The sequence below is a fragment of the Pseudomonas marginalis genome, assembly GCF_900105325.1.
Classification (GTDB): Bacteria; Pseudomonadota; Gammaproteobacteria; order Pseudomonadales; family Pseudomonadaceae; genus Aquipseudomonas; species Aquipseudomonas marginalis.
Genome location: NZ_FNSU01000003.1, coordinates 4,233,986 through 4,249,602 on the forward strand (window position 1 = coordinate 4,233,986; position 15,617 = coordinate 4,249,602).

The window sequence follows — 15,617 nt, forward strand, 5'->3', positions numbered from 1 at the left end:
TTTCCATGCACGCTTTGCAAGCCAAGATCCTCGACCCCCGCATCGGCACCGAATTCCCGCTGCCGGCCTACGCCACCCCAGGTTCCGCCGGCCTGGACCTGCGCGCCATGCTCAAGCAAGACACCGTCCTTGAACCGGGCCAGACCGTCCTGATTCCCACCGGCCTGTCGATCTACGTCGGCGACCCGGGCCTGGCCGCGCTGATCCTGCCGCGCTCCGGCCTGGGCCACAAACACGGTATCGTGCTGGGTAACCTGGTAGGCCTGATCGACTCGGACTACCAAGGCGAGTTGATGGTGTCGTGCTGGAATCGTGGCCAGACGGCGTTCAACATCGTTGTCGGCGAGCGCATTGCCCAGCTTGTATTGGTGCCGGTGGTGCAGGCGCGCTTCGAACTGGTGCAGGATTTCGACGAAACCCAACGCGGCGCAGGCGGTTTTGGGCATTCCGGCAGTCACTGACTACGCTGAACCTGGCCGGGCGCTTTTGCCCGGCTCGATGCCCCCGCAAGGCTTTTCAGGATGAAGAATGCGCGGACTTTATCAGCGAGATTTCCCATTTTAAATCAATGCATTACGCAGGAATAAAGACAGGGGCCAAGCTCCGATGGCACTTTTGCACCACGAACTCTCTGCCGAAAACACCGTCATACCCTTCAGTTTGAGCCTGCCGGTCAGCCACATTAAGGCCAGCCTTGCCCCCCTTGAGATGGAGTTTCCCCCCGCGATGAGTACCGCAGCCCGAGTAGCCCCGACATTCCCCGACAGCATCTTTCGCGCCTATGACATTCGTGGCGTAGTCCCCAAGACCCTGACCGCCGAAACCGCCTACTGGATTGGCCGCGCCATTGGTTCCCAGAGCCTGGCCCAGGACGAGCCGAACGTCTCGGTCGGTCGTGACGGTCGCCTGTCCGGTCCGGAACTGGTGGAACAACTGATCCAGGGCCTGGCCGACAGCGGCTGCCATGTCAGCGATGTGGGCCTGGTGCCCACTCCCGCGCTGTACTACGCCGCCAATGTACTGGCCGGCAAATCCGGGGTAATGCTGACCGGCAGTCATAACCCGTCGGACTACAACGGCTTCAAGATCGTCATCGCCGGCGACACCCTGGCCAACGAACAGATCCAGGCCCTGCACACCCGCCTGAAGACCAACGACCTGACCAGCGGCAAAGGCAGCATCACCAAAGTTGACATCCTGCAGCGCTACTCTGATGAAATCACCGGCGACGTCAAACTCGCACGCCGCCTCAAAGTGGTGGTGGACTGCGGCAACGGCGCGGCCGGCGTGATCGCCCCGCAGCTGCTCGAAGCCTTGAACTGCGAAGTGATCCCGCTGTTCTGCGAAGTCGATGGCAACTTCCCCAACCACCACCCGGACCCAGGCAAACCGGAAAACCTGGTGGACCTGATCGCCAAGGTCAAGGAAACCGGTGCTGACGTCGGCCTGGCCTTTGACGGCGACGGCGACCGTGTAGGCGTAGTGACCGAAACCGGCGAGATCGTATTCCCGGACCGCCTGCTGATGCTGTTCGCCCGCGATGTGGTGGCGCGCAACCCGGGTGCCGAGATCATTTTCGACGTGAAGTGCACCCGCCGCCTCACCCCGCTGATCAAGGAATATGGTGGCCGTCCGCTAATGTGGAAGACCGGTCACTCGTTGATCAAAAAGAAAATGAAGGAAACCGGCGCGCTGTTGGCCGGCGAAATGAGCGGCCACGTGTTCTTCAAGGAGCGCTGGTTCGGGTTTGACGACGGCATTTACAGCGCCGCCCGTCTGCTGGAGATCCTCAGCAAGGAAAAATCCACCTGCGATTCGCTGTTTCAGACCTTCCCGAATGATATTTCTACGCCAGAGATCAATATCCATGTGACCGAGGAGAGCAAATTCAGCATCATTGACGCACTGCACGATGCGCAATGGGGTGAAGGCGCCCACCTGACCACCATTGATGGTGTGCGAGTCGATTACGCCAAGGGCTGGGGCCTGGTTCGCGCGTCCAACACCACACCGGTGCTGGTGCTGCGTTTCGAGGCGGATACCGAGGCTGAGTTGCAGCGCATCAAGGACGTGTTCCACGCCCAGTTGAAACGTGTTGCCCCTGATCTCCAATTACCGTTCTGATTTTTACCGGAGCCCTGAATGACCCTCGAACGCGAAGCCGCTGCCAACACCGCCAAGGTCCTGTCCGAAGCGTTGCCTTATATTCGACGCTACGTCGGCAAGACGCTGGTGATCAAGTACGGCGGCAATGCCATGGAAAGCGACGAGCTGAAAACCGGCTTTGCCCGCGACATCGTGTTGATGAAAGCCGTGGGAATCAACCCCGTGGTGGTCCACGGCGGCGGCCCGCAGATCGGCGACCTGCTCAAGCGCTTGTCGATCGAGAGTCACTTCATCGATGGCATGCGCGTCACTGACGCGCAGACCATGGACGTGGTGGAGATGGTCCTCGGCGGCCAGGTGAACAAAGACATCGTCAACCTGATCAACCGTCATGGCGGCAGCGCCATTGGCCTGACCGGCAAGGACGCCGAGCTGATCCGCGCGAAAAAACTGACCGTTACCCGTCAGACGCCGGAAATGACCCAGCCGGAAATCATCGATATCGGCCAGGTAGGCGAAGTGATCGGCATCAACACCGACCTGCTGAACCTGCTGGTCAAGGGCGACTTCATCCCGGTGATCGCGCCGATCGGCGTGGGTGCCAACGGTGAGTCCTACAACATCAACGCCGACCTGGTGGCGGGCAAGGTGGCCGAAGCATTGAAGGCTGAAAAGCTGATGCTGCTGACCAACATTGCCGGCCTGATGGACAAGGAAGGCAAGGTGCTGACCGGTTTGACCACTCAACAAGTGGACGAACTGATCGCCGACGGCACCATCTACGGCGGCATGCTGCCGAAGATCCGTTGCGCGCTGGAAGCGGTGCAAGGCGGCGTCGGCAGCTCGCTGATCCTGGATGGCCGTGTACCGAATGCAATCCTGCTGGAAATCTTCACCGATACGGGTGTGGGCACGCTGATCAGTAATCGCAAGCGCCCTTAAAACGCTGAAAACAAAAAGCCCCGCTCAACCTGGTTGAGCGGGGCTTTTTTATGGTTCGGCGATTACTGAACGCCGAACTGCTCGCGATACGCCTTAACTGCCGGCAAGTGCTGCTTGAGCTGCGGGTCGTCTTCCAGGAACTGCAGCACCTGGTTCAACGACACGATGCTGACCACTGGAATACCGAAATCACGCTCCACTTCCTGGATCGCCGACAACTCACCGTTGCCACGCTCCTGACGGTTCAGCGCGATCAGCACACCGGCGGCCTTGGCGCCGTCCTGGGACGCGATGATCTGCATCACTTCACGGATAGCCGTACCGGCCGTGATCACGTCATCGATGATCAATACATCGCCGGTAAGCGGCGCGCCCACCAGGCTGCCGCCTTCGCCATGGGCCTTGGCTTCCTTGCGGTTGAAGCACCATGGCAGATCGCGCCCATGATGTTCCGCCAGGGCCACGGCTGTTGCAGCGGCCAGGGGGATGCCCTTGTAGGCCGGGCCAAACAGCACGTCGAAGGAAATATCGCTTTCAACGATGGCTGCCGCGTAGAAGCGCCCCAACTGAGCCAGGGCCGAACCCGAGTTGAACAAGCCTGCATTGAAGAAATACGGGCTGGTGCGCCCGGACTTGAGGGTGAACTCACCGAAGCGCAAAACCCCGCGATCGATGGCAAAACGAATGAAATCGCGTTGATACGCCTGCATGAAAAAAGCCTCAGATACCACGGATTTAGCTAATTAGGTAGACGGCGTGTATCATACACGCACGCGATTTTTGGGGCCATTTATGCGGATCATCAGTGTGAACGTTAATGGTATTCAGGCTGCAGTCGAGCGTGGTTTGCTCAGTTGGCTGCAAGCTCAGAATGCCGACGTCATCTGCCTGCAGGACACCCGCGCCTCCGCCTTTGAACTGGACGACCCAGCCTTCCAACTGGATGGCTACTTCCTTTATGCCTGCGATGCCGAAGTGCCCACCCAAGGTGGCGTGGCTTTGTACTCGCGGTTGCAACCCAAGGCGGTCATCAGCGGCCTCGGCTTCGAGACAGCCGACCGCTACGGGCGCTACCTGCAAGCCGATTTCGACAAGGTCAGCATCGCGACCTTGCTGCTTCCTTCGGGGCAGAACGGCGATGAAGACTTGAACCAGAAGTTCAAGCTAATGGACGATTTCGCCCGTTACCTGGATAAACAGCGACGCAAGCGTCGCGAGTACATTTACTGTGGCTCGCTGTACGTGGCGCAACAGAAGCTGGATATCAAGAACTGGCGTGACAGCCAGCAATCCCCGGGCTTCCTGGCGCCGGAACGGGCCTGGATGGACGAGATTGTCGGCAACATGGGCTATGTGGATGCGCTGCGCGAAGTCAGCCGCGAAGGTGACCAGTACAGCTGGTGGCCAGACAATGAACAGGCTGAGATGCTCAACCTGGGCTGGCGCTTCGACTACCAGTTGCTGACCCCGGGTCTGCGCCGGTTCGTTCGCAGTGCACGCCTGCCGCGCCAGCCGCGCTTCTCGCAGCACGCGCCGCTGATCGTGGACTATGACTGGACACTGACCATCTAGGGTCTTTATCCAGGCACAAAAAAACCGACATCGCTGTCGGTTTTTTTGTGGGTGTCGATTATTTGACCAGGCGCCAGGTCAAGGGATAGCGATAGGCGATCCCTTTGTTGGCTTTGATTGCGCCGATGATCGTCAGCACCACGCTTGCGATGACCAAGGCCGTCATCAGGAAAAACCCAATGACCGCGAAGGCCAGCACGATGCAAATGATCCAGGCGATGGCTACGGTGATCTGGAAATTCAGTGCCTCCTTGCCCTGGTCGTCAATGAACGGATCCACTTCTTTTTTCATCTGCCACAGGATCAGCGGCCCCACGACGCTGCCGAAGGGGAATACAAACCCCAGGAACGCAGCAAGATGGCACAACATTGCCCCCTGACGCACCTCGTAGGAAGGCGTAGGCACCGGCATTTGGCTGTCATTCATGGCGCTTCTCCTTGAGGCGTACTCAGTCAGCCAGTGCGGCGTTCTGCAGTTCGAAGATCTCAGTCATGCCTTTCTGGGCCAGGGCCAGCATGGCGTTCAGCTCGGCCGGCTGGAATGGCGCACCTTCGGCGGTGCCCTGCACTTCGATGAAACCACCGGTGCTGGTCATCACTACGTTCAGATCGGTCTCGGCAGCCGAGTCTTCCAGGTAATCCAGGTCCAGCACCGGCTCGCCCTGGTACATGCCCACCGATACGGCGGCGATCATCTGCTTCAGTGGGTCGCCGCCTTTCAGGCCGCCGCGCTTCTTGATGACTTTAAGCGCGTCGACCAGCGCCACCATGGCGCCGGTGATGGAGGCGGTGCGCGTACCGCCATCGGCCTGGATCACGTCGCAGTCGACGTAGAGAGTCACGTCGCCCAGCTTGGTCATATCCAGGGCCGCGCGCAGGGAGCGCCCGATCAGGCGCTGGATTTCCAGGGTACGGCCGCCTTGCTTGCCACGGCTGGCTTCACGCTGGTTACGCTCGCCGGTGGCGCGTGGCAGCATGCCATATTCGGCGGTCAGCCAACCCTGGCCCTGGCCCTTGAGGAAGCGCGGCACGCCATTTTCAACGCTGACGGTGCAGATAACCTTGGTATCGCCAAACTCGACCAGTACGGATCCCTCGGCGTGTTTGGTGTAGTTGCGGGTGATGCGGATCGAGCGGAGCTGATCGGCAACGCGACCACTTGGACGTTTCATAGGGGATACCTGTACTGAGGACGAAAAACTGCCGAGCATTATAGAGCCGCGAGCCGATTCGGGGCACTGCTAAAAATCTGGTTACGAATGCCCAGGGTTTGGGCGCGCCCGCCCCACTGCGCTACAATCCCGCGCCTTCGCAGCCTGTCGGCTTCAATTTACCCATCAGCCCGCTTTCGCGGGACTGCATCGCGAGGTACCTCCATGGTGCACAGCATGACCGCCTTTGCCCGCGTCGAAAAAGCCGGCGCCCAAGGCACCCTGAGCTGGGAACTGCGCTCGGTCAACAGCCGCTACCTGGAGCCGCACCTGCGCCTGCCGGAATCCTTCCGCGACCTCGAAGGCGCCGTGCGTGAGGCACTGCGCCAGGGCATCTCCCGCGGCAAGCTGGAATGCACCCTGCGCTTTACCGAAGAAACCACCGGCAAGCCGCTGCAGGTAGACCGCGAGCGCGCTGCGCAACTGGTCGCCGCGGCCGAAACCGTCGCCGGCCTGATCAAGCAGCCCGCCGCACTGAACCCTCTGGAAGTACTGGCCTGGCCCGGTGTGCTGGTGGCCGACGCCTCCGATCCGCAAGCCCTCAACGCCGAAGCCCTCGCCCTGTTCACCCAGGGATTGAAGGAACTCAAGGCTGGCCGCGAGCGTGAAGGCGCCGAACTGGCCCGACTGATCAACGAGCGCCTGACGTCGATCGAAGCAGACGTGGTCACCTTGCGCGAGCTGGTACCGCAGATGCTCGCCACCCAACGCCAGAAGGTCCTCGACCGCTTCACCGACATGAAGGCCGACCTCGACCCCGTGCGCCTGGAGCAGGAAATGGTGCTGCTCGCGCAGAAGAGCGATGTCGCCGAAGAACTGGATCGCCTGAGCACCCACATCCTCGAAGTGCACCGCGTGCTCAAGTCCGGCGGCGCCGCTGGTCGGCGCCTGGACTTCCTGATGCAGGAACTCAACCGCGAAGCCAATACACTGGGCTCCAAGGCTTTCGATCCGCGCAGCACCACGGCGGCGGTCAACCTCAAGGTGTTGATCGAGCAGATGCGCGAACAAGTACAGAATATTGAGTAAGGCAACCTCCATGACCCATAGCACCGGCACCCTGTACATCATTTCCGCCCCTTCGGGCGCGGGCAAGAGCAGCCTGGTCAAGGCCCTGACCGACGCTGACGAGCAGATTCGCATCTCGATCTCCCACACCACCCGCGCCATGCGTCCGGGCGAGGTGAACGGCGTGCACTATCACTTCGTCGAGCGCACCGAGTTCGTCAAGATGATCGAGCATGGCGACTTCCTCGAGCGCGCCGAGGTGTTCGGCAACCTCTACGGCACCTCGCAGAGCCACCTGCAGCAGACCCTGGACGAAGGCCACGACCTGATCCTGGAAATCGACTGGCAGGGCGCCGAGCAAGTGCGCCAGCTGATGCCCAAGGCACGCTCGATCTTTATCCTGCCGCCGTCGCTCGAAGCCTTGCACCAGCGCCTGACCAACCGTGGCCAGGACAGCGACGAGATCATCGAAGGCCGCATGCGGGAAGCTGTCAGCGAAATGAGCCACTATGTCGACTACGACTACCTGATCATTAACGACGATTTTTCCCACGCGCTGGATGACCTGAAGGCGATTTTCCGCGCCAATCAGCTCCAGCAAAAGCGTCAACAGCAGCGTTTCGGCAAATTACTCGCCGAACTGCTCGGCTGATTGGCCCTTCCCAAAACCGCTGCAAGGGCTTTACATTGGCGCTTGCAGCGGTTTTGCGAGAGCCTGCGAAAAATCAGCGCTTCCCTAAACGCTGGTGATTTTTTAAACTGCTCAGTCCGCTCGCCCAACCGGGCAGCGCGCATCTTGCATTCGCTCCGAGGAATATCATGGCCCGCGTAACCGTTGAAGACTGCCTAGACCACGTGGCAAACCGCTTTGAGCTGGTCATGCTCTCTACCAAGCGTGCCCGTCAACTGGCCACTGGCGGCAAAGAGCCCCTGGTCCAGTGGGAAAACGACAAGCCTACCGTTGTAGCCCTGCGTGAAATCGCTGAAGGCCTGATGAGCTACGAGTTCATCGCCAACGCTGAAATCGTTGAAGACGAACCGTTGTTTGCAGCGTTCGAGGACGAGTCCAACGAGGCCGTCTAAGCCTATGCCTGGTCGACGTAGCACGGCGCGGGGTCACAGCCTTCGGCAGGAGTTCACACTTTGCCGAGCATAGACGCCCTCGCCGATCGCTTATCGGCCTACCTCGGCCCCGACCAGGTCAACCTGGTCCGCCGAGCGTATTTCTACGCCGAACAGGCCCACGACGGGCAACGCCGCCGAAGCGGTGAGGCGTACGTCACCCATCCTCTTGCGGTGGCGAATATCCTGGCCGACATGCACATGGACCATCAGAGCCTGATGGCCGCGATGCTGCATGACGTGATCGAAGACACCGGCATTGCCAAGGAAGCGCTCAGTGCGCAATTTGGCGAAACCGTGGCCGAACTGGTCGACGGGGTCAGCAAACTGACCCAGATGAACTTCGAGACCAAGGCCGAAGCCCAGGCGGAAAACTTCCAGAAAATGGCCATGGCCATGGCCCGGGACATCCGGGTGATCCTGGTCAAGCTGGCCGACCGGCTGCACAACATGCGCACGCTGGAAGTGCTGTCCGGCGAAAAACGCCGGCGCATCGCCAAGGAAACCCTGGAAATCTACGCGCCCATTGCCAACCGGCTGGGTATGCACGCCATTCGTATCGAGTTCGAAGACCTCGGCTTCAAGGCCATGCACCCGATGCGTTCGGCGCGCATCTACCAGGCCGTCAAGCGCGCCCGGGGCAACCGCAAGGAAATCGTCAACAAGATCGAAGAATCCCTGAGCCATTGCCTGGCGATCGACGAGATCGAGGGCGAGGTCAGCGGCCGGCAGAAGCACATCTATGGCATCTACAAGAAGATGCGCGGCAAGCGCCGGGCCTTCAACGAGATCATGGACGTGTACGCGTTCCGCATCATCGTGGACAAGGTCGATACCTGCTACCGCGTCCTCGGTGCTGTACATAATTTGTACAAACCCCTGCCGGGGCGCTTCAAGGACTACATCGCCATTCCCAAGGCCAACGGCTATCAATCGCTGCATACCACACTGTTCGGTATGCACGGGGTGCCGATCGAGATCCAGATCCGCACCCGCGAAATGGAAGAGATGGCCAACAACGGCATCGCCGCCCATTGGCTGTACAAATCCAGCGGCGACGAGCAGCCCAAAGGCACCCATGCCCGCGCCCGCCAGTGGGTCAAGGGCGTGCTGGAAATGCAGCAACGTGCCGGCAACTCCCTGGAATTTATCGAAAGCGTGAAAATCGACCTGTTCCCGGACGAGGTCTACGTATTCACGCCCAAAGGCCGCATCATGGAGCTGCCCAAAGGCTCCACTGCGGTCGACTTTGCCTACGCGGTGCACACCGACGTCGGCAACAGCTGCATTGCCTGCCGGATCAACCGCCGTCTCGCGCCGCTGTCCGAACCGCTGCAAAGCGGCTCCACGGTCGAGATCGTCAGTGCACCCGGAGCCCGCCCGAATCCGGCGTGGCTCAACTTCGTGGTCACCGGCAAGGCCCGCACACACATCCGCCACGCGCTGAAACTGCAGCGCCGCTCCGAGTCCATCAGCCTGGGCGAACGCCTGCTGAACAAAGTGCTCAACGGCTTCGACAGCGCCTTGGACAAGATTGCGCAGGAGCGCGTGCAAGCGATGCTCCACGAGTACCGCCAGGAAACCATCGAAGACCTGCTGGAAGATATCGGCCTGGGCAACCGCATGGCCTACGTGGTCGCACGCCGCCTGCTGGGCGAAGGCGAACAGTTGCCAAGCCCCGAAGGCCCGCTGGCGATTCGCGGCACAGAGGGCCTGGTGCTCAGCTACGCCAAATGCTGCACGCCGATCCCTGGCGACCCGATTGTCGGCCACCTGTCGGCTGGCAAGGGCATGGTTGTTCACCTCGACAACTGCCGCAACATCACCGAGATCCGTCACAACCCGGAAAAATGCATCCAGCTCTCGTGGGCCAAGGATGTCACCGGCGAATTCAACGTCGAGCTGCGCGTGGAGCTGGAACACCAGCGCGGCCTGATCGCCCTGCTGGCCAGCAGCGTCAACGCGGCCGACGGCAATATCGAGAAAATCAGCATGGACGAGCGCGATGGTCGCATCAGCGTGGTCCAGCTGGTGGTCAGCGTGCATGACCGCGTGCACCTGGCCCGCGTGATCAAGAAACTGCGCGCCTTGACCGGTGTGATCCGCATCACCCGCATGCGTGCGTAGCCCATCCATTACAAGGAGTCATTCATGACCAAGACCGTTATCACCAGCGACAAGGCCCCAGCCGCCATCGGTACTTACTCCCAGGCCATCAAGGCGGGCAACACCGTCTACATGTCCGGCCAGATCCCGCTGGACCCAAAGACCATGGAACTGGTGGAAGGCTTCGAAGCCCAGACCGTACAGGTCTTCGAAAACCTAAAGTCCGTGGCCGAAGCTGCCGGCGGCTCGTTCAAGGACATCGTCAAGCTGAACATCTTCCTCACCGACCTGAGCCACTTCGCCAAGGTCAACGAGATCATGGGCAAGTACTTCGAACAACCTTACCCAGCCCGCGCCGCCATTGGTGTTGCCGCCCTGCCAAAGGGCGCACAGGTTGAGATGGACGCAATTCTGGTCATCGAGTAAAACACCCGGCGCAGCCTCCATAGGCTGCGCCGACTTCGTTTTAAAAGGATTTCATGATGCGCAAAGCGCTTGTAGCCTCTTCGTTGCTCGCCCTGTTGCTCGGCGGCTGCGCCAGCAACCCTGCCAACCAGGATGTGAGCGGCACCTGGATCAACCAGGTCGCCATCGATGCGGCAGCCAAGGGCGGCCCTTTGCGTGAAGCGCTGCAAAGCTATGGCCCGAACCTCGAATGGGAGGTCAACCCCAAGGCTTCGCAGGCACGTTACTACAACGGTTTTGAAGTCGCGGAAGGCAAGTTGCTCGGCGAACAGTCCGGCGCCTGGAGCGTCGACTTCTACGGCAGCTCCGCCACTGAACTCAAGCGCAAAGGCAGGCAACTGCTGCAAGTGGCCAACGACAACGAGCCCGAGCAGCTCTTTGCCCGCGCCAAGGAACCTGCACCGGAAGGTGCGCCGCTGGGTGCCAACTTCGAACGCGCCCTGTACGCAGCCTATATGGGCGGCGACTGGAAGATCACCGACGGCTTCGGCAACGGTGCCACTGTCCAGTTCCAGCCTGACGGCAAGGTCGCCGGTTTGCCCAATGTTGATCGGTACTCTCTGTGCCTGGCCGGTGACTGTGCCTCCATGAGCGGCGGCTACGACAGCATGTGGCTGCAGCTCAACGGCGTGGGTAACCCGTGGATCTTCGTGCGCAAGGGCAAGCAGTTGGAGATCTTCCAGGCGGTCAACACCGCTCAAGCGGATGAAGTGCCTCAGTTCACTCCCGGGCCGCGCCAATGGCTGCTTGAAAAACAATAGCAGTCATCACCCAGCTCCAAATGTGGGAGAGGGACTTACCCCCTCCCACATCTTTAACCGCATTTCAGCCTTTAAGAATGGCTGCGTACCCTTCGCGGTAGCTCGCATACGTGGGCGTCCACCCCAGCGCCTTTATCCGGGCATTGCTGCATTGCTTGCTGCCCGCACGCCGCACACTCGCGTCCTCGGACCACTCAGTGACGCCCAGGTAGTCACGCAGCCAGGCCACCACCTCGGCCAAGGGCGCCGGTGCATCGTCGACGCCGATATAGACCTTATCCAGCGAACCGCCCTGCTCCACGTGGCGTAGCAAAAATGCCAGCAAGCCCGCCGCATCATCGGCGTGTATACGGTTGCCGTATAAAGGCGGATCAAGCGCTACACGGTACCCCTGGCGCACCTGGGTCAGCAGCCATTCGCGACCAGGACCGTAAATGCCGGTCAACCGCACGACGCTCGCAGGAATGCCACTGTTAAGTGCCACCTGCTCGGCCTCCAGCATGACTTGCCCGGAATAACCCTTGGCCTGGGTTTCGGAGGTTTCGTCGACCCACTCGCCATTCTGCTGTCCGTATACGCTGCTGCTGGACACAAACAGCAGGTGCCTGGGCTCCTGGCCATAATCCTTCAGCCACTCCAGCACATGCTGCAACCCTTGCACGTAAGCGGCGCGATAACCGGCCTCATCGTGGTCGGTGGCGGCGGCGCAGTACACCAGGTAATCCACCCCGCCGATCGGCCAGGTGTCAGGGCAATCCTTGTTGAACAGGTCGCCGGCAATGCCGATCACCCCGTCGGGCAGGCGTGAAATATCGCGCCGCAGGCCATGAACCTCCCATTCCGAGGCCAGCAATTGGCTAGCCAGCCGACTACCCACATCGCCACATCCGGCAATCACAACCGAAGGCACAGACATCATAAAACTCCGTTCTTAAAGGTCTAGATTAGCCCTCGCAGCAGACCGGCGGCCAGAAAAAGGGCAAATAAAGTTACTGTATTACTTCTGTTAACAAGAATTACTTGCAATAATAACCGCCCATTTGTCCTCGACCCCTTTGGGTCTGGAAGGACGATCAGTCATTTTCTTCTCTCAGGTCCGGCCAGCATGACACGTAATACAACCCCCGCTTCGCCAACCAAGCTTCACAGCCCATCCCGCGCCTGGCGTGCGATTGCTGCGATGCTGTTCAGCGTACTGCTGGCGCCGACCGCCGCATTCGCTGATGCCACCGCCCCGGCTACCCCGGCCGCCGCCGAGCACAATGCTGCGGCTCCAACCGCACCCGCTGCGGCCACCGACCCGGCCCAGGCTGCAGTCCCAGCCGCCGCCGACGAAACCGGTGTCGTGCTGGAAGAAGACAACACCCTGGGCATGGCCCACGACCTGTCGCCATGGGGCATGTACCAGAATGCTGACGTGGTGGTGAAAGCCGTGATGATCGGCCTGGCCATCGCGTCGATCATTACCTGGACCATCTGGATCGCCAAAGGCTTCGAGCTGCTGGGTGCCAAGCGCCGTCTGCGCACTGAAATCGTCCACCTGAAGAAGGCCACCACCCTCAAGGAAGCCAGCGAAAGCGCGACCAAGAAAGGCACCCTGGCCAACACCCTGGTGCACGACGCACTGGAAGAAATGCGCCTGTCGGCCAACACCCGTGAAAAAGAAGGCATCAAGGAGCGCGTGGCGTTCCGCCTGGAACGCCTGGTTGCAGCCTGCGGCCGTAACATGAGCAGCGGCACCGGCGTGCTCGCGACCATCGGCTCCACCGCGCCGTTCGTCGGCCTGTTCGGTACCGTCTGGGGCATCATGAACAGCTTCATCGGCATCGCCAAAACCCAGACCACCAACCTCGCCGTCGTCGCCCCCGGCATCGCCGAAGCCCTGCTGGCAACCGCCCTGGGCCTGGTCGCCGCGATTCCTGCGGTAGTGATCTACAACGTCTTCGCCCGTTCGATTGCCGGCTACAAGGCCCAGGTATCGGACGCGTCGGCAGAAGTCCTGCTGCTGGTCAGCCGCGACCTCGATCACCTGCCTACCGAGCGCAGCTCGCAACCGCACATGGTGAAAGTGGGGTAATCGGCCATGGGCCTGCATTTGAATCAAGGCGACGACGAACTCGTCGAGAACCACGAAATCAACGTCACGCCGTTTATCGACGTGATGCTCGTGCTGCTGATCATCTTCATGGTGGCCGCTCCATTGGCCACCGTGGACATCAAGGTTGACCTGCCCGCCTCCAGCGCCAAGCCTGCGCCGCGGCCGGAGAAACCGATCTTCCTCAGCGTCAAGGCGGACCAACGCCTGTTCCTGGGCGAAGAAGAGGTCAAGACCGAAACCCTGGGGCCGGTGCTCGATGCCAAGACCCAAGGCAAGAAGGACACGACGATCTTCTTCCAGGCCGACAAGGGCGTGGACTACGGCGACCTGATGAGCGTGATGGATGCCCTGCGGGCAGCCGGCTACCTCAAGGTAGGCCTGGTCGGACTTGAGACGGCAGCCAAGAAATGATCACGACGCGCCACAAACTGACGCGTTATGGCACCAGCCTCGCCGTCGTGCTGGGCGTGCATGCCGTCGCGATTGCCATCGCGCTCCACTGGTCAGCGCCGCGCACGGTGCAGTTGCCGCCGGCAGCCATGGTCATCGACCTGGCCCCGATGCCTGCACCGCCGCCTCCGGCGCCGCCGAAAGTGGTAACGCCGCCGCAACCGCCTGCACCGGTGGAAGAGCTGCCCCTGCCGAAACTGGCCGAGGCGCCCAAGCCAACGATCCAGGTGCCCAAGCCGGTCAAGCCCAAGCCTAAACCGCAGCCGCCCAAGCCGGTGGAGAAAAAGATCGAGCCGCCCAAGGAGAAACCCTCCGAGGACCCGCCGAGCGACGCTCCGCCCACCAAGGCACCGGCTGAAAAATCGGCCCAGCCCGTACCTGGCCCGTCGCCGCAACAGATCGCCGCCAAAGCGTCCTGGGAAGGCACCCTGCTGGCACACTTGCAGAAGTACAAGAAGTACCCGCCAGGTGCCCAGGCCCGTGGCAAGGAAGGCCTGAACCGCCTGAAGTTCGTGGTGGATGGCGACGGTAACGTGCTGTCCTACGAGTTGGTGGGGCGTTCCGGCAACGCCGACCTGGACCGCGCCACCCTGGACATGATCCGTCGTGCCCAGCCGCTGCCCAAGCCGCCAGCCGATATGCTCAAGGGCGGCAGCATCGAGATCGTTGCACCGTTCGTGTACAACATCGAGAAGCGTCGTCGCTGAAAATGATGATGGCGAGGGACACCCCTCGCCACTCTCAGCAAAATCCCGCGCATTCCCCCCTCAATCCCCAGCAAAGTTCTGATAACGTGCGTCTATCGATTGCAGCCGGTATGCTTGGCCCGCAACCTCATGGACGCCCGCTATGACTCTTACAGAATTACGCTACATCGTCACCCTCGCCCAAGAGCAACACTTTGGCCACGCGGCCGAGCGTTGCCACGTCAGCCAGCCGACGCTGTCGGTGGGCGTGAAGAAGCTTGAAGACGAACTCGGTGTGCTGATTTTCGAGCGCAGCAAAAGCGCCGTGCGCCTCACCCCGGTGGGCGAAGGCATCGTGGCCCAGGCCCAGAAGGTGCTGGAACAGGCGCAAAGCATTCGCGAACTGGCCCAGGCCGGCAAGAACCAGCTGACCGCACCGCTGAAAGTCGGCGCCATCTATACCGTCGGCCCGTACCTGTTCCCGCACCTGATCCCGCAACTGCACCGCGTCGCGCCGCAGATGCCGCTGTATATCGAAGAAAACTTTACCCACGTGCTGCGCGACAAACTGCGCAACGGCGAGCTGGACGCGATCATCATCGCGCTGCCGTTCAACGAAGCGGATGTGTTGACCCTGCCGCTCTACGACGAGCCGTTCTACGTGCTGATGCCCGCCTCCCATCCGTGGACGCAAAAAGACACCATCGACGCCGGCCTGCTCAACGACAAGAGCCTGCTGCTGCTCGGCGAAGGCCACTGCTTCCGCGACCAGGTGCTGGAAGCCTGCCCGACCCTGACCAAAGGCAACGACGGCGCCAAGCACACCACTGTGGAATCCAGCTCCCTGGAAACCATCCGGCATATGGTCGCGTCCGGCCTGGGCATCTCGATCCTGCCGCTGTCGGCAGTGGACAGCCATCACTACGCCCCCGGCGTGATCGAAGTGCGCCCACTCACGCCACCGGTGCCGTTCCGTACCGTGGCGATTGCCTGGCGCGCCAGCTTCCCACGGCCCAAAGCCATTGAGATCCTCGCCGATTCGATCCGCCTGTGTTCGGTGGCCAAGCCGCCTGCTGCGAGCTAAGTAAAC

The 15,617-nt window shown here is 61.1% G+C and carries 17 protein-coding genes and 1 pseudogene; 14 read left to right on the plus strand and 4 right to left on the minus strand.

Annotated elements, in window-relative coordinates; all coding sequences use genetic code 11:
- Positions 1-5 precede the first annotated feature (5 nt).
- The 3 genes and pseudogenes from dut (at position 6) to argB (ending at position 3,048) form a co-directional block, all read left to right on the plus strand.
- Complete coding sequence (gene dut / locus BLW22_RS29115; protein ID WP_065926712.1) at positions 6-461, plus strand: dUTP diphosphatase; 456 nt, start codon at positions 6-8, stop codon at positions 459-461.
- 241 nt (positions 462-702) lie between these two features.
- Positions 703-2,124, plus strand: a pseudogene (locus BLW22_RS29120) (phosphomannomutase/phosphoglucomutase); the annotation flags it as partial.
- A gap of 18 nt (positions 2,125-2,142) precedes the next feature.
- Entirely contained in the window at positions 2,143-3,048 is a 906-nt protein-coding gene (gene argB / locus BLW22_RS29125; RefSeq protein ID WP_015886532.1) for an acetylglutamate kinase, read from the plus strand.
- A 62-nt stretch (positions 3,049-3,110) separates the two neighbouring features.
- On the opposite strand, the gene pyrE is transcribed toward argB, so the two are convergent.
- Complete coding sequence (pyrE, locus tag BLW22_RS29130) at positions 3,111-3,758, minus strand: orotate phosphoribosyltransferase (protein ID WP_074847982.1); 648 nt, start codon at positions 3,756-3,758, stop codon at positions 3,111-3,113.
- Between the two features lie 82 nt (positions 3,759-3,840).
- Here pyrE and BLW22_RS29135 point away from each other — a divergent pair, with 82 nt between their 5' ends.
- Positions 3,841-4,620: an exodeoxyribonuclease III gene (locus tag BLW22_RS29135; RefSeq protein ID WP_003195493.1), complete on the plus strand. Its 780-nt coding sequence runs from the start codon at positions 3,841-3,843 to the stop codon at positions 4,618-4,620.
- 58 nt (positions 4,621-4,678) lie between these two features.
- Here BLW22_RS29135 and BLW22_RS29140 read toward each other — a convergent pair whose 3' ends face one another.
- Positions 4,679-5,047 (minus strand): DUF4870 domain-containing protein, encoded by a 369-nt coding sequence (locus BLW22_RS29140; RefSeq protein ID WP_027608287.1) that lies wholly within the window; start codon positions 5,045-5,047, stop codon positions 4,679-4,681.
- A 22-nt stretch (positions 5,048-5,069) separates the two neighbouring features.
- On the minus strand, positions 5,070-5,792 hold the full coding sequence (rph, locus tag BLW22_RS29145; protein WP_027608286.1) for a ribonuclease PH: 723 nt from the start codon (positions 5,790-5,792) through the stop codon (positions 5,070-5,072).
- Positions 5,793-5,996: 204 nt separating this feature from the next.
- Between rph and BLW22_RS29150 the strand changes: the two genes are divergently transcribed.
- From BLW22_RS29150 to BLW22_RS29175, 6 genes are all read left to right on the plus strand, one after another.
- Positions 5,997-6,860, plus strand: a complete 864-nt coding sequence (locus BLW22_RS29150; RefSeq protein ID WP_074847984.1) for a YicC/YloC family endoribonuclease — start codon at positions 5,997-5,999, stop codon at positions 6,858-6,860.
- A 10-nt stretch (positions 6,861-6,870) separates the two neighbouring features.
- Positions 6,871-7,491, plus strand: coding sequence for a guanylate kinase (gene gmk, locus BLW22_RS29155; protein ID WP_027608284.1), 621 nt, complete (start codon positions 6,871-6,873; stop codon positions 7,489-7,491).
- Between the two features lie 167 nt (positions 7,492-7,658).
- Positions 7,659-7,922, plus strand: coding sequence for a DNA-directed RNA polymerase subunit omega (rpoZ, locus tag BLW22_RS29160; RefSeq protein ID WP_017735757.1), 264 nt, complete (start codon positions 7,659-7,661; stop codon positions 7,920-7,922).
- Between the two features lie 60 nt (positions 7,923-7,982).
- Complete coding sequence (spoT, locus tag BLW22_RS29165) at positions 7,983-10,088, plus strand: bifunctional GTP diphosphokinase/guanosine-3',5'-bis pyrophosphate 3'-pyrophosphohydrolase (RefSeq protein WP_005792489.1); 2,106 nt, start codon at positions 7,983-7,985, stop codon at positions 10,086-10,088.
- A 24-nt stretch (positions 10,089-10,112) separates the two neighbouring features.
- Positions 10,113-10,493, plus strand: coding sequence for a RidA family protein (locus BLW22_RS29170; RefSeq protein WP_003176922.1), 381 nt, complete (start codon positions 10,113-10,115; stop codon positions 10,491-10,493).
- A 56-nt stretch (positions 10,494-10,549) separates the two neighbouring features.
- Positions 10,550-11,293 (plus strand): hypothetical protein, encoded by a 744-nt coding sequence (locus tag BLW22_RS29175; protein WP_065926715.1) that lies wholly within the window; start codon positions 10,550-10,552, stop codon positions 11,291-11,293.
- A gap of 64 nt (positions 11,294-11,357) precedes the next feature.
- Here BLW22_RS29175 and BLW22_RS29180 read toward each other — a convergent pair whose 3' ends face one another.
- A complete protein-coding gene (locus tag BLW22_RS29180; protein WP_065926716.1) occupies positions 11,358-12,209 on the minus strand; it encodes an SDR family oxidoreductase in 852 nt (283 codons plus the stop codon).
- Positions 12,210-12,398: 189 nt separating this feature from the next.
- Here BLW22_RS29180 and exbB point away from each other — a divergent pair, with 189 nt between their 5' ends.
- From exbB to BLW22_RS29200, 4 genes are all read left to right on the plus strand, one after another.
- Positions 12,399-13,370: a tonB-system energizer ExbB gene (gene exbB / locus BLW22_RS29185; protein ID WP_065926717.1), complete on the plus strand. Its 972-nt coding sequence runs from the start codon at positions 12,399-12,401 to the stop codon at positions 13,368-13,370.
- Between the two features lie 6 nt (positions 13,371-13,376).
- Positions 13,377-13,802, plus strand: a complete 426-nt coding sequence (exbD, locus tag BLW22_RS29190) for a TonB system transport protein ExbD (RefSeq protein WP_017526806.1) — start codon at positions 13,377-13,379, stop codon at positions 13,800-13,802.
- The gene (locus BLW22_RS29195) at positions 13,799-14,548 is read left to right on the plus strand and encodes a TonB family protein (protein WP_027608280.1); all 750 of its coding nucleotides are present in this window, start codon (positions 13,799-13,801) and stop codon (positions 14,546-14,548) included. Before exbD ends, BLW22_RS29195 begins: the two co-directional genes overlap by 4 nt.
- 142 nt (positions 14,549-14,690) lie before the next feature.
- Complete coding sequence (locus BLW22_RS29200) at positions 14,691-15,611, plus strand: hydrogen peroxide-inducible genes activator (protein WP_015886540.1); 921 nt, start codon at positions 14,691-14,693, stop codon at positions 15,609-15,611.
- Positions 15,612-15,617: the final 6 nt, after the last annotated feature.